At 71.2% G+C, this 13,306-nt stretch carries 11 protein-coding genes and 1 tRNA gene; 10 read left to right on the top strand and 2 right to left on the bottom strand.

The window, feature by feature from the left end; all coding sequences use genetic code 11:
• Nucleotides 1-57: 57 nt before the first annotated feature.
• The 6 genes from BFF77_RS25435 (at nucleotide 58) to BFF77_RS25460 (ending at nucleotide 7,112) form a co-directional block, all read left to right on the top strand.
• Nucleotides 58-561: a hypothetical protein gene (locus tag BFF77_RS25435; RefSeq protein WP_141698522.1), complete on the top strand. Its 504-nt coding sequence runs from the start codon at nucleotides 58-60 to the stop codon at nucleotides 559-561.
• Between the two features lie 93 nt (nucleotides 562-654).
• Complete coding sequence (locus BFF77_RS25440) at nucleotides 655-2,121, top strand: WXG100 family type VII secretion target (protein WP_066953896.1); 1,467 nt, start codon at nucleotides 655-657, stop codon at nucleotides 2,119-2,121.
• A 43-nt stretch (nucleotides 2,122-2,164) separates the two neighbouring features.
• The gene (mycP, locus tag BFF77_RS25445; protein WP_066953899.1) at nucleotides 2,165-3,532 is read left to right on the top strand and encodes a type VII secretion-associated serine protease mycosin; all 1,368 of its coding nucleotides are present in this window, start codon (nucleotides 2,165-2,167) and stop codon (nucleotides 3,530-3,532) included.
• Nucleotides 3,533-3,621: 89 nt separating this feature from the next.
• A complete protein-coding gene (locus BFF77_RS25450) occupies nucleotides 3,622-4,047 on the top strand; it encodes a hypothetical protein (protein ID WP_066953902.1) in 426 nt (141 codons plus the stop codon).
• A gap of 13 nt (nucleotides 4,048-4,060) precedes the next feature.
• Nucleotides 4,061-6,397, top strand: coding sequence for a hypothetical protein (locus tag BFF77_RS25455; protein ID WP_066953905.1), 2,337 nt, complete (start codon nucleotides 4,061-4,063; stop codon nucleotides 6,395-6,397).
• A gap of 58 nt (nucleotides 6,398-6,455) precedes the next feature.
• Entirely contained in the window at nucleotides 6,456-7,112 is a 657-nt protein-coding gene (locus BFF77_RS25460) for a hypothetical protein (RefSeq protein ID WP_141698523.1), read from the top strand.
• Nucleotides 7,113-7,159: 47 nt separating this feature from the next.
• On the opposite strand, the gene BFF77_RS25465 is transcribed toward BFF77_RS25460, so the two are convergent.
• Nucleotides 7,160-7,234: transfer RNA gene (locus BFF77_RS25465), tRNA-Cys, on the bottom strand.
• A gap of 195 nt (nucleotides 7,235-7,429) precedes the next feature.
• Here BFF77_RS25465 and BFF77_RS25470 point away from each other — a divergent pair.
• The 4 genes from BFF77_RS25470 to BFF77_RS25485 all read left to right on the top strand — a co-directional run bounded on the left by BFF77_RS25470 (nucleotide 7,430) and on the right by BFF77_RS25485 (nucleotide 12,990).
• The gene (locus tag BFF77_RS25470; RefSeq protein ID WP_066953910.1) at nucleotides 7,430-8,935 is read left to right on the top strand and encodes an MFS transporter; all 1,506 of its coding nucleotides are present in this window, start codon (nucleotides 7,430-7,432) and stop codon (nucleotides 8,933-8,935) included.
• Between the two features lie 207 nt (nucleotides 8,936-9,142).
• Nucleotides 9,143-10,939 carry a DEAD/DEAH box helicase gene (locus BFF77_RS25475; protein WP_066953913.1) on the top strand — a complete coding sequence of 599 codons (1,797 nt, stop codon included), beginning with the start codon at nucleotides 9,143-9,145 and terminating at the stop codon, nucleotides 10,937-10,939.
• A 479-nt stretch (nucleotides 10,940-11,418) separates the two neighbouring features.
• Complete coding sequence (locus BFF77_RS25480; RefSeq protein WP_066953917.1) at nucleotides 11,419-12,060, top strand: IclR family transcriptional regulator; 642 nt, start codon at nucleotides 11,419-11,421, stop codon at nucleotides 12,058-12,060.
• A 132-nt stretch (nucleotides 12,061-12,192) separates the two neighbouring features.
• Nucleotides 12,193-12,990 carry a S16 family serine protease gene (locus BFF77_RS25485; protein WP_066953920.1) on the top strand — a complete coding sequence of 266 codons (798 nt, stop codon included), beginning with the start codon at nucleotides 12,193-12,195 and terminating at the stop codon, nucleotides 12,988-12,990.
• Nucleotides 12,991-13,050: 60 nt separating this feature from the next.
• Here the strand turns inward: BFF77_RS25485 and BFF77_RS25490 are convergent.
• Nucleotides 13,051-13,306: Lrp/AsnC ligand binding domain-containing protein (locus BFF77_RS25490; RefSeq protein WP_141698524.1), on the bottom strand; the 256-nt coding region annotated here is incomplete at its 5' end.

The raw sequence follows: 13,306 nt of genomic DNA on the forward strand, positions 1-13,306 counted from the left end.
ACAGTGATCTCCGCGGGTGTGGTGCACGGGGCGGACGGGGCGACGGGGGAGACGTCGATGGCGGAGGACGACGGGACGGGGCGGCCGGGGCTGCCCGCACGGAGCACGACGAGCGGCGGCGGGTCCGCGGACCTGAATGTCGACGCGTCCGAGCTGATCAAGTTCAAGAACCGGGTGGACGGGCTGCTGACCAAGCTCGACGCGTCACCCGCGGCACCGACCCGGGTGGAGGGCGGCCAGGTCGCCCGGGGTGACCTGGGGACGGGCTTCGCCGAGGCCGACGAACTGTACGCCGTGCACAAGAGGGTTCACACGGAACTCCAGAACCTCTCCCAGGGCCTGGCCGGCCAGATCGAGGCCCTGGGCATCGCCGTCGACGGCTCCCGCAAGGGCTACGAGAACATCGACGACGACATCAGGCGTCGTATGCAGCGCATCAGCCGGAGCGCGCGGGAGGAGTACGACCGCCGCCAGGAGGAACGGCGCAAGGAGCAGGAGCCCGCGACCGACGGGCAGCCCGCCGCCGGGCAGGGCGGCACGGACGCGGGCAGCGAGTTCTAGTTCCGACGCCGTGCGGGCCCACGCGCGCGGCACCGGGACTCGGCAAACGGGGACTTGGGACACGGGGGTACGGGGATATGAGGGGCCGGAGTCATGCTTGACAACAGCGGCGGCGGGGGATACGCCCCGGTGTCCACCGACTTCGAGGGGCACACGCATCAGGAGTTGCGGGGCATGATCGCCGCCGCGAACCCGGGCACGCTCAAGGACCACGCGGACCTGCTGGCCGAGGCGGCACGGGCCATCGAGACCATCGGCCAGGACCTCAAGACGTACATCACCTCGGTGGACTGGCGGGGCGAGGCGGGCGAGGCGTTCGAGACCTGGGGCGACCAGACCTGGAAGGCCACGCTGCTGCTCGCGGACTACACCGAGGTCGGCGCGATCTGGATGGGCGACGCGGCCCAGACCCTCGGGGAGGTCAAGGCCGGCCTGCCCCCTGTGGACACTTCGGCGCAGGACGACCTCCAGGCGGCCAGGGAGTTCCACAACGACCCCGATTCGCGGACGATCGCCTCGGAGGCGCGGGCCAAGCTCAACGAGGACCACGCCGAGGCCGTCCGGCAGATGACGAAGCTGGCGCAGTCGTACGCGCTCTCGTCGTCGGTGATGGGCGCTCAGGACCCGCCGGTGTTCCCGCCGCCGCCGCAGGCGTTCGTTCCCGACGCGCAGATCTACGGTTCCAGCGACGCCGCGTGGTCGACCGGGTCCTCGGGCGGCGGCGGAAGCGGTCCTGACGCGTACCGGACGTCCTCGTACCACGCCCCGGCGGACTCCCGGACGGTCACGCCGGTGACGGTCCAGCCGTCGCAGGTCCAGCCGCTGCCGCCCGCCCCGGAACGTCCCGTGGCCATGGAGATCGACGGCGTGGCGACGCTGCCCACGACTCAGCTTCCGCCCGCCGGCACACCGCACCCGCTTCCGCCGGCGGGTCGCCCCGAGGGCGGGGTCCTGCCCCCGGTCGGAGTGATTCCGCCCGCGTTCGGCGCTGGCTCCCCGGCGGCCGGTGGGGGGCGGGCCGGAGGTGTCCGCCCGCCCTCGCTCTCCGGACAGGGACCCCTCGCCGGTTCGCCCGGGGCGCGGTCGCCGCGGGACAGCGGAATCGTCGGCGGCCGTCCCGTACCGCCGCAGGCCTCCGGCCGGCCCTCGGGCGGGATCCCGCGCGGCACGGTCGTGGGCGGTGAGGCGATGCACGGCCGTCCGCCGACGGGCGGCGCGGTCGGCGGTGCGACGGGCGGTGGCACGGGCGCTTCCGGCGGTACGGCCGGGCGTCGGCTCGCGGGCGAGACCGGCGGCATGGTCGCCGGCCGGCCGCAGCAGCCCGGGACGACCGGTGGCCGCCCCTTCACCCCCGGCGGCTCGGGCCTGGTCCGGGGCGCGGGGGCGGACGGCGGGAGCCGCGCGGGACAGGCGGGGCGTTCCGGCGTGGTGCCGCACTCCCCCCAGCGCCCCGGACGGCGCCCCGAGGACGAGGACGGACAGCGCCCCGACTATCTGACGGAGGACGAAGAGACCTGGCGGCACGGCGGTCGCCGTATCGTGCCGCCGGTCATCGACTGAGCCCTTGCCCGCCCCTGCCCGAATCCGGTGAGAAGGACCGTACATGCGCGCCAGCAGCATCCGCACCACCCGGTGGAACGTGCTCATATCCGGCTCCCTGGGCCTGCTGCTGGCGGGCGTGGCGGCCACTCCGGCCCATGCCGGGACGGTCCGCTCCAGACAGTGGCACCTCGATGTCATGAAGGCCGAGGAGATGTGGCGGACCAGTACGGGCGAGGGGGTGACGGTCGCCGTCATCGACTCCGGTGTGGACCCGGAGCCCGACCTCGAAGGTCAGGTGCTGCCCGGCAAGGACTTCTCCGTGAAGCCGGGGGACGAGCGCGACGACTTCGGCAACCACGGCACGGGCATAGCGGCCATGATCGCGGCGACGGGCAGGAGCCACGGCGGAGACGGCGCCTTCGGTCTGGCGCCGGGTTCGAAGATCCTTCCCATCAGGGCGGATCTCGGCGCGGGCAGGTCGGGCGACGAGATGGAGGCCGAGGCGATCCGCTACGCGGCCGACTCCGAGGCCAGGATCATCAACATCTCCCGGGCCGGTCCGTACGACGGCGTCGCCACCCGCGAGGCGGTGAGGTACGCGCTCGGCAAAGGGAAGCTCATCTTCGCGGGTGTGGGGAACGACGGCGAGTACGGCAGCGTGAAGTACCCCGCCGCGACACCGGGGGTCGTGGGCGTCGGCGCGGTCGGCAAGGACGCCAGAGCCACCGGCGAATCGCAGCGCGGGCCGGAGGTGGACCTGGTCGCGCCGGGCACGAACATCATCACCGCGTGCGCGGGCGCGACCGGACTCTGCGACACGCACGGCACCAGTGACTCCACCGCCCTCGCCTCCGCCTCCGCCGCGCTCATCTGGTCCGCGTACCCGGACTGGACGAACAACCAGGTGCTGCGGGTCATGCTCAACACGGCGGGCGGCCCCACCGACGGGGCCGAGCGCAACGATTCCGTCGGGTACGGGATGGTCCGCCCGCGGATCGCTCTCACCGACCCGGGCGATCCCGGGCCCGCCGACGAGTACCCGCTGCCCGACCTCGCGGCAGCCTCCTCCCAGGAGCCTTCGCCCGAAGCGCCCTCGCCCGAAGCCTCGGCGCCCCGGGACGCGGGCGACGGTGACGGTGACGGAACCGAGCAGCCCGCACCGGCCGCCTCCTCCGACGGCGGTGGCGGCACCGGGCTCTGGATCGGTCTGGGCGTCGGCGCGGCCCTGCTCGTGGGCGCCGCCGTCGCCGTACCTCTCGTCCGCTCCCGCCGCCGCGCCACCGTACCCCCGCCGCCGCCTCCGGCCTTCGCGCCCGTTCCGTACCAGCAGCCGCCGCAGTACGGACCGCCGCAGTACGGGCCGCCGCCCCAGCGGCAGCCGGATCAGACACCACAGCAGTACCCGCCGTACGGTCCTCCGCAGATCTAGCGGATTCGCGCCGCGGTCCCAGCTCTCGCAGTGCCGCGGTCCCAGTTCGTCCAGTTCCGTCTCAGCCTTTTCAGTTCAACGGGGAAGCCATGTCGTTCGACGAGGAGTGGGCATCCGCCCGCACCGGTGCCACAGCCCACACCGATATGCGGCTCAACAGAGTGCCCGACGACGGGCCGGCCGGCGCGAGCGGCGCCGATCTGAGCGTCAGCCAGGACAAGCTGGGCGAGATAGGGAGCGCCGCGTACGCGCTGCACGGCCGGCTCAAGACCGACGGCAACCACGCGAGCGGCAGCACCTCCGACGCGGCGACGATGATGACCGCCAACAACTTCCGCACCGGCGCCGCGATGCGGACCGTCCATGACACCTGGAACTCGCAGCTCAGCACATTGCTCGACGCGTGCGCGAACATCTCCAACCATCTGGACCACAGCGCGGCGTCGCACGCGAGAGAAGAGGAAGACATCACGGCCGCTCTCGCGGCGTCCAGGATAAACGAGTACTTCAAGTAGCCCCGGGGTAGTGATGCTGACCTTCAACGACGTGTACCACGCCCCGCTGGACAAGCTGAAGTCGGCGGCGGACGACTGGTCGGAGATGACCACCAAGCTGGAGACGCTCGCCGAGGACGCGCGTACGACCATGGCGGCCAAGGCCAAGGACGACTACTGGCGAGGCGTCAACGCCGAGGTCACCAAGCCGTTCGTGGACAGGACGGCCAAGGAGTTCGACGACGCGGCGAAGGCGGCCAAGGGCATCAAGCTGATCCTGGAGGACGGCTACGAGGCGTTCAAGAAGGCCAAGGACGACCTCACGAGGCTCATGGACACGGACGCGCCGGCCCAGCACCTGGTCGTCACCGCCCATGGCAGGGTCGAGGCCCGGTATCCGCTGGAGAAGGACCAGGGCGCGCGCCACGACCCCGACTTCAGCGAGATGCTGCGCACGCAGAACAACAAGATCGACGCGATGCAGCGCCGTATCGACGCCGTCGTGGAGACGTGCGACGACGCCGATGTGGCCGCGGCCAACGCGCTCACGGCGAACATCACCACCGACCAGCACAACTTCAGCGCGCCCAGGTACGGCAGCCTGGACGCCGAGGAGGCACAGCGCGCCCTCGATCTGGCGAAGAAGGGCCGTGACCTCACCCACGCCGAGCTCCAGCAGCTCAACGAACTGCTGGGGGACAACCACGCGTCACGCGAGTTCTCCCGGACCTTCTACGACGGTCTCGGTCCCGAGGGATCGCTCAAATTCTTCGGCCAGTTGGCCACGGACACCTACGACTACTCCGAGCTCGACGAGGAACGCCTCAAGGACGTCCAGGCGCTTCAGCGGAATCTGGGGCTCAACCTGGCCACCGCCACCGTCCCCTCGGGCGAGAACGACCCGTGGACGCAGAAGTGGTCCGAGGACATGCGACGGCTCGGCACCGAGCGCATTCCGCTGATCAGGAACGACATGAATCCGGCGTACGGATATCAGCTCCTCGGCGGGATCATGCGGTACGGCACCTACGACCCGAGGTTCCTGAACCCGATAGCCGAGCATGTGGTCCAGCTGCACCAGAAGGACCCGTACATGTTCGCCGACACGAAGTCGATGGGCGGCTGGCGGAAGAATCTCTTCAACCCGTCCGGTGTGAACGGCTCCGGTTACGATCCGGTCATCGGCATGCTGGAGGCGCTCGGGCACAGTCCGGAGGCGTCGAAGCAGTTCTTCTCCGCCGTGCCCACGGCCTACAACGAGGACGGCACCGTCAGCACGGGTGCCCGCGCGGACCTCGGCAAGGACAAGGACGGCCGTCCCATCGAGAGCTACCTCGACTACTTCGCCACGGAGGAGTACGAGTCGTTCCCCGACATCGACGGCCACGACCCCGATGAAGCAGCCGCGTCCATGGCGTACATGCCGGACGCGCTGGGCCATGCCCTGGAGTCCGCCACGCTCGGCTATTCCTGGGACAGCCCGGATCCGAACGCCGTCCGGGACGGGACGAACGCCGCCGTCATGGGGCAGGTCGTCGAGAAATACGGTCAGGACCCGGGTCTGCTCAAGCACCAGGAGGCGCTGGCCGACAGCTTGGGCCACATGGGAGCCGGCTATGTCGACGACATCAACTGGGCGCTGGAAGGGAACGTGGACGGCAGTATCTTCGCGCCGGACAAGAACCCGGACGCCCATGCCGAGTTCGGCAGGGACAACGCCCGCCACTTCCTCAGCGCCCTGGGCCAGCACCCCGACGCCTACGCGTCCGTCACCACCGCCGAGCGGATCTACACCAGCAGCATGCTGGAGGCGCAGGTGGGCCCGGACGGGATCAACCAGGGCGCGGCGCGGGCGGCCGTGGGCGTCGGCGCCGAGGTCCAGGGGATGCTCGACCAGTCGCGTGCCGACCAGGTCGAGGCGGAGGGCCTGAAGCTGCACGAGGAGTACGAGAAGGCACAGCAGCAGCGGTCCGCCTGGGTCGAGTTCGGCGCGACCTCCGCGATCGCCGCCGGTGTCGCGTTCCTGCCGGCCACCGCCGCCGTCGGAGCGGCTGCCATCCTGGTGCCCCTCGCCGTCGACACGGGCAGCGGGGCGCTGGAGCAGATCGCCGGCCAGGTCATCGGCGACTGGTCGGACGGCGGCATCGACAAGCACAAGGAGAAGATCGAAGAGCTGACCCGGGAGGACAAGACGACCGTCTTCCGGGCCGGTGAGCACAGTGCGGAGGCGCCCATGAAGCATTTCCGCGACCAGCACGGCATCGACATGAACAGCGAATTCGGCAGGGATCTCCAGGACTCCGTCGATCTCGGTTATGCGAAGGGCAATGACCGGGAGAACCAGCAGGGCAACGATCCCGAGACCGGCTGAGACAAGAGAAAGAGCGAGATCTGTGAGGATACGGAAGACCGCACGGACCGTGGGTGTCGTGCTGGCATTCGGCCTTGGCGTTTCGGCGTGCGGCTCCGGCGAGAGCGAGGAGCCGAGCTTCGTCGGCGCCGGGAAGCTCTGCGGTTCCGTGTTCTCCGGCGACGCGAGGGCCGCCGTGGAGAGCGCGATCGGCGACACGAGCTTCTTCGCGACCGGTGACGACAAACTCGGCGAGGTGGCCACCGGGGTCAAGGATCTCTACGCGGACGGGCAGGACGCGTACACCAGCGCCGGCGAGTTGTGCGTGATCAACGGGGAGAAGCGTGGTTCCGGGCGCATGGACATCAGCTTCGGCCTTTACAAACCGGAAGACGTCCTGGACGACCGCCACTCGGCGGACCAGCGGCTCTACGCGCTCGGTGAGCAGGCCGTGGCCGGAATCAAGAACTCCTCGCTCCGCTTCGAGTGCGTGAGCCCCCAGCTGGACGGCTCGGACAAGGATCCCGCGCGCATCGTGGGCCTGATGAGCTTCCGCGACCCGAAGGCGCCGGAAACCCAGGCCCTGCGCGAGGACAATCTCACCGTCCTGCACGCGGCGTCGTTCGCCCTGGCGAAGAATCTGGAGTGCGAGAACAACGGCGGGCTTCCGCAGAAGGCGGTGCTCCGGCCGAAGCCCGAGCCCGATCCCTCGCAGGAGTCGTCGCAGAACGGCTGAGGATACTGCCGTTTCCCGCCCGGGGCTTTCGCGTCCGGGCGGGGCGGTGGAGGCCGTGGCGGGAATCGAACCCGCGTAACTCGCTTTGCAGGCGAGTCCCTGAACCACTCGGGCACACGGCCAGGTCTCTGGCATCTTCGCGCATGTCGTGCTCCTGCTTGTTGTCGACCGTAGAGCGGCGGCGGGCCGGGCTCAAGGCGGGCGGCGGTGGTGCAACGCGACTGCCACACTCCGTTCACGGTCGTACGACCAAGGAACCAGCCCGGATCCGCCGTCCGACAGGGATCAACCGCTGATTAGGCCCTTACCCTGTGCCTATGACCACCCTGGAACCAGGCGACGCCGATGTCGCTCCCGTCGACCGCGACGCCGTGCTCCTGACGTCCGACGAGGCCCGTGACCAGGGTGGTGTCCTGGGTCCCACGCACCGGGCGCTCAGTATCGGCATCGTCTCCGTCGTCCTGCTGATCGCCTTCGAGGCGACCGCCGTCGGTACGGCCATGCCGGTGGCCGCGCGGGAGCTGCACGGGGTCGCGCTGTACGCCTTCGCGTTCTCCGCGTACTTCACCACCAGCCTCTTCGCCATGGTGCTCTCCGGGCAGTGGGCCGACCGCAGCGGGCCGCTCGCACCGCTCGCCACCGGGATCAGCGCCTTCGGCGCCGGGCTGCTGCTCTCCGGCACGGCCGGCACGATGTGGCTGTTCATCGTCGGCCGTGCCGTCCAGGGACTCGGCGGCGGGCTGGTCATCGTCGCGCTGTACGTCGTCGTCAGCCGCGCCTATCCGGAGCGGCTGCGGCCCGCGATCATGGCCGCGTTCGCTGCGAGCTGGGTGATCCCGTCCGTCGTCGGACCGCTCGCCTCCGGCACCGTCACCGAACATCTCGGCTGGCGCTGGGTCTTCGTCGCGATACCGGCCCTGGTCGTGCTGCCGCTCGCGCTCGCCCTGCCCGCGATACGGCGGATGGCCTCCGGGCCCGCCGATCCCTGCGCGCCGCCCGTCGCCCTCGACCGGCGCAGGATCCGGCTCGCGTTCGGTATCTCGCTGGGCGCCGGGCTGCTCCAGTACGCGGGCCAGGACCTGCGCCCGCTGTCCCTGCTCCCGGCCGCCGCCGGCGCCGCCCTGCTCGTCCCCGCCGTCCTCGGACTGCTGCCGGACGGCACCTGGCGGGCCGCGCGCGGACTGCCCTCCGTCGTCCTGCTGCGCGGTGTGTCCGCGGGCTCCTTCATCGCCGCCGAGAGCTTCGTACCGCTGATGCTCGTCACGCAGCGCGGGCTGTCGCCGACGATGGCCGGGCTCTCGCTCGCGCTCGGCGGCGCGACCTGGGCGCTCGGCTCGTACATACCGTCCCGGCCACGCATGGAGCCGTACCGCGAACGGCTGATGGCGGGCGGCATGGTGCTGGTCGCCGTGGCCATCGCGACCGTGCCGAGCGTGCTGATCGAGTCCGTACCGGTCTGGACCGTCGCGATCGCCTGGGGCGTCGGCTGTCTCGGCATGGGCGCGGTGATCGCCTCGACCAGCGTGCTGCTGCTCAAGCTCTCCGCCCCGGGCGAGGCGGGCGCGAACTCCGCCGCGCTCCAGATCTCCGACGGACTGTCGAACGTCCTGCTGCTGGCGGCGGGCGGCGCGGCCTTCGCGGCCCTGGGCGGTGGCGCGGTGGGCGGCCACACCGCCTCCGCCGTGAGCGGCGCCGGCGCGACGGGCTCCCACCCGGCGGCCTTCGCCGCGGTGTTCCTGCCCATGGCGGCGGTGGCACTGCTCGGAGTGTGGGTGGCCACGCGGGTGAACGCCCGGGTGCCCGCCCCGCTACCGTCCCGCTGACCGGTGCGAGGCGACCGGCGAACACGGATGAATCGGGGCAACTCGGAGCGAGCGTGGTGCCCTTGGCGGTCCCGGCGCAGGGATGTGGCGCCCGTCGCACCTCGCCTCATTCGTACGAGGATCCCGCCGCCCCACGGGTAGGGTGGCCCGGTCGTCGTACGCCGCCGCGTGCGCGCCCCGTCACCCCGAGCGCCCGAACCGGAGACCGTGACTACTACCGCCTCCTCCCACCACCTCTCACCCGCCTTCCCCGGACGCGCCCCCTGGGGTACGGCCAACAAGCTGCGTGCCTGGCAGGAGCGGGCCCTCGGCAGATACCTCCAGGAGCAGCCGCGTGACTTCCTCGCCGTCGCGACACCGGGCGCCGGCAAGACGACCTTCGCGCTGACGCTCGCCTCCTGGCTGCTGCACCACCATGTCGTCCAGCAGGTGACCGTCGTCGCGCCGACCGAACACCTCAAGAAGCAGTGGGCGGAGGCGGCGGCGCGCATCGGGATCAAGCTCGATCCCGACTACAGCGCGGGACCGCTGAGCAAGGAGTACGACGGCGTCGCCGTCACCTACGCGGGCGTCGGCGTACGGCCCATGCTGCACCGCAACCGGTGCGAGCAGCGCAAGACCCTGGTCATCCTGGACGAGATCCACCACGCGGGCGACTCCAAGTCCTGGGGCGAGGCGTGTCTTGAGGCGTTCGAGCCCGCGACCCGCCGGCTCGCGCTGACCGGTACGCCGTTCCGGTCCGACACCAACCCCATCCCTTTCGTGGCGTACGAGGAGGGCGACGACGGCATCCGCCGCTCGGCCGCCGACTACACCTACGGCTACGGCAGCGCCCTCGGCGACGGAGTCGTCCGTCCCGTGATCTTCCTCAGCTACAGCGGCAACATGCGCTGGCGCACCAAGGCCGGTGACGAGGTCGCGGCCAAGCTCGGCGAGCCCATGACCAAGGACGCCGTCTCGCAGGCGTGGCGCACCGCGCTCGATCCGCGCGGCGACTGGATGCCGAATGTGCTGCGCGCCGCCGACCAGCGCCTGACCGAGGTGCGCAAGGGCATCCCGGACGCGGGCGGACTGGTCATCGCGACCGACCAGGACTCGGCGCGCGCGTACGCGAAGCTGATCCGTGAGATCACCGGTACGAAGGCCACGGTCGTCCTGTCCGACGACACCGGCGCGTCGAAGCGCATCGACGACTTCAGCGCGGGCGAGGACCGCTGGATGGTCGCGGTCCGGATGGTGTCGGAGGGCGTCGACGTACCGCGTCTGGCGGTCGGTGTGTACGCGACGACCATCTCGACGCCGCTGTTCTTCGCCCAGGCCGTCGGCCGTTTCGTACGGTCCAGACGCCGTGGCGAGACCGCGTCCGTCTTCCTGCCCACCATCCCCAATCTGCTCGGGTTCGCGAGCGAGATGGAGGTGGAGCGCGACCACGTGCTCGACAAGCCGAAGAAGAGCGGCGAGGAGGACCCCTACGCCGAGTCCGAGAAGGAGATGGCGGAGGCCGAGAAACAGCGGGACGAGGCGGACGCCGACACCGGCGAGCAGGACATGCTGCCCTTCGAGGCGCTGGAGTCCGACGCCGTCTTCGACCGGGTGCTCTACGACGGCGCCGAGTTCGGGATGCAGGCGCACCCGGGCAGCGAGGAGGAGCGGGACTATCTCGGCATCCCCGGACTGCTGGAGCCCGACCAGGTGCAACTGCTGCTCCAGAAGCGGCAGGCACGGCAGATCGCGCACAGCCGCAAGAAGCCGGACGCCGAGGCGGATCTGCTGGAACTGCCCGCCGAGCGGCGGCCGGTGGTCTCCCACAAGGAACTGCTGGAGCTGCGCAAGCAGCTCAACACGATGGTCGGCGCGTATGTCCATCAGAGCGGCAAGCCGCACGGAGTGATCCACACGGAGCTGCGCCGGGTGTGCGGCGGGCCGCCGAGCGCCGAGGCGACGGCGGGACAGATCCGGGAGCGGATTGCGAAGGTGCAGGAGTGGGCCACCCGGATGCGGTGAGCCGGATGCGGTGAGCCGGATGCGGTGAGCCGGTCGCGGTGAACCGGGCCCGGCGGTGAGTTCGGTGCGGTGAGCCCGGCCCGCCGGGTCGGTCGCGCGGCCGGACGCGCCGGGCCGGTCGTGGCGGCGCCGGGCGGCACGCGCCGAACGGGACGTCGTGAGCGAGCTGTTGCCGGCGTTCCTCCGGGCGGTACGGGGGACGTCCTCGCCGACAGCGTTGTCAGCCGGAACGGTCACCCGGCATAGCGGGAGTGATCACCCCAAGTCGCCATGCTGCCGACTTCACGTCCGAACAGGGAGCAACTGCCCTTCTCTGACCGGATTCTGGACGAGCCCTTCCGCTCAGCGGTGCCTCTCGCTACTGTCCCCGCAATGTAAACGCCCCGTGGCAGCTCAGCCGCAGAGCGCAGTCGGCACGCCGAGGCCCGGGGACGGCCTCCTGGCGCACTGCCGACGGGACCCCGAAGGGAGAGGGCGTCGTGACCGCGGAGACCTCCCAGACACTCGACCGGGGACTGCGTGTCCTCAAGCTGCTCGCCGACACCGACCACGGCCTGACCGTCACCGAGCTGTCCAACAAACTCGGTGTCAACAGGACGGTCGTCTACCGCCTTCTCGCCACCCTCGAACAGCATGCGCTGGTCCGCCGCGATCTGGGCGGCCGGGCCAGAGTGGGCCTCGGTGTGCTGCGCCTGGGCCGCCAGGTGCATCCGCTGGTACGGGAGGCCGCCCTGCCCGCCCTGCGCTCGCTCGCCGAGGACATCGGCGCCACCGCGCATCTCACGCTCGTCGACGGGGCCGAGGCGCTGGCCGTCGCGGTGGTCGAGCCGACCTGGACCGACTACCACGTCGCCTACCGGGCCGGGTTCCGTCATCCGCTGGACCGCGGCGCCGCGGGCAAGGCGATCCTCGCCGCCCGCAGGACCGTGCTCACCGAACCGCGCTGCACCCTCACCCACGGCGAGCTGGAGGCGGGCGCCAGCGGCGCCGCCGCCGCGCTCGTCGGTGTGACGGGGATAGAGGGCAGTGTCGGAGTCGTGATGCTCGCCGACTCCGTACCGGAACGGGTGGGCCCGCGCGTGGTCGACGCGGCCAAGGAGGTCGCGGACGCCCTGCGCTGAGGAGTGCGGAGGCGACCGTGCCGGCGTGCCCTCGCCCAGGGGCCCTGGGGGCCCTGGGGCCCAGGCGGTGTCCGGCCCGGTGCGCGCGGGAGGCACGGACCGGGCCGTCCTGCCGGCAGATACATTGACAGCGTGCTTTCTCGTCTCTCTCGTCTCTCGCGCCCCGCCTTCCTCGCCCTGTGCGCCCTCCCGGTCGTCGTGCTCTTCGTCGTCGTCGGTGCCGCGCCGCTGCCGTACGCCGTGGCACAGCCCGGGATGACCGTGGACGTCCTCGGCACCGACCGGGGCCGGCAGGTCATCACCGTCGACGGGACACCCACCCGCACCACCGAGGGCCAGCTGCGGATGACCACGATCGAGGCGACGGGACCGTCCGCCGACGTCGATCTCGCCGATGTGGTCGACGGCTGGTTCCGGACGGACCGGGCCGTACTGCCGCGCGAGGCGGTCTATCCGTCCGGCGAGTCCGACAAGGAGATCGAGAAGCACAACGTCCAGGACATGGTCCAGTCCCAGAACTCCGCGACCACGGCGGCCCTCGGCTATCTGGGCAGGGACCCGGCCTCGGTGGACGTCAGCCTCCAGCTCGCCGACGTGGGCGGTCCCAGCGCCGGACTGCTCTTCGCGCTCGGCGTCGTCGACAAGCTGGACGGCGACGGCTCCGGCGGCGATCTCACCGGTGGCCGCACCATCGCCGGCACGGGCACGATCACCGACGACGGCGAGGTCGGCCCGGTCGGGGGCGTGTCCCTCAAGACACAGGCGGCCGGCCGCGACGGCGCGACCGTCTTCCTCGTACCGAAGGCCGAGTGCCGTGACGCGCGTGCCGAGCTGCCCGGCGGGATGCGGCTGATCCCGGTCACCACGCTCAAGGGCGCGGTGGCGGCCCTGCGCTCACTGGAACAGGGCGGCGACGTGCCGGGCTGCTGACACGGCCCGGTGACCGCCTCTCCTCACCGCGAACCCGGTGTCACCACCGCGATCCCGGTGTCACCGGGATCCGTGCGGCCGGGCGGCCGAATCCGCCGCCGCCTGCTCCACCAGGGGGATGATCCGCAGCGGTACGGGATTCTCCATGACGATCGCCGTGGCGGCCCGCACGATGCCCTCGAAACCGACCACCCGGTCGATCACCCGCTGGAGATCCGCGTTCGAACGGGCGACGAGCCGGCAGAGCATGTCGCCCTGTCCGGTGGTGGTGTGCAGTTCGAGCACCTCGGGAACGGTGGCGAGATGGGCGCGTACG

This window comes from Streptomyces lushanensis (assembly GCF_001700515.1).
Taxonomy (GTDB): domain Bacteria; phylum Actinomycetota; class Actinomycetes; order Streptomycetales; family Streptomycetaceae; genus Streptomyces; species Streptomyces lushanensis.

Excerpts from the sequence above, each read along its gene's own strand:
- mycP (WP_066953899.1), top strand. The coding sequence starts at position 2,165 with ATGCGCGCCAGCAGCATCCGCACCACCCGGTGGAACGTGCTCATATCC.
- BFF77_RS25470 (WP_066953910.1), top strand. The coding sequence starts at position 7,430 with ATGACCACCCTGGAACCAGGCGACGCCGATGTCGCTCCCGTCGACCGC.
- BFF77_RS25435 (WP_141698522.1), top strand. The coding sequence starts at position 58 with ATGGCGGAGGACGACGGGACGGGGCGGCCGGGGCTGCCCGCACGGAGC.
- BFF77_RS25455 (WP_066953905.1), top strand. The coding sequence starts at position 4,061 with ATGCTGACCTTCAACGACGTGTACCACGCCCCGCTGGACAAGCTGAAG.
- BFF77_RS25440 (WP_066953896.1), top strand. The coding sequence starts at position 655 with ATGCTTGACAACAGCGGCGGCGGGGGATACGCCCCGGTGTCCACCGAC.
- BFF77_RS25450 (WP_066953902.1), top strand. The coding sequence starts at position 3,622 with ATGTCGTTCGACGAGGAGTGGGCATCCGCCCGCACCGGTGCCACAGCC.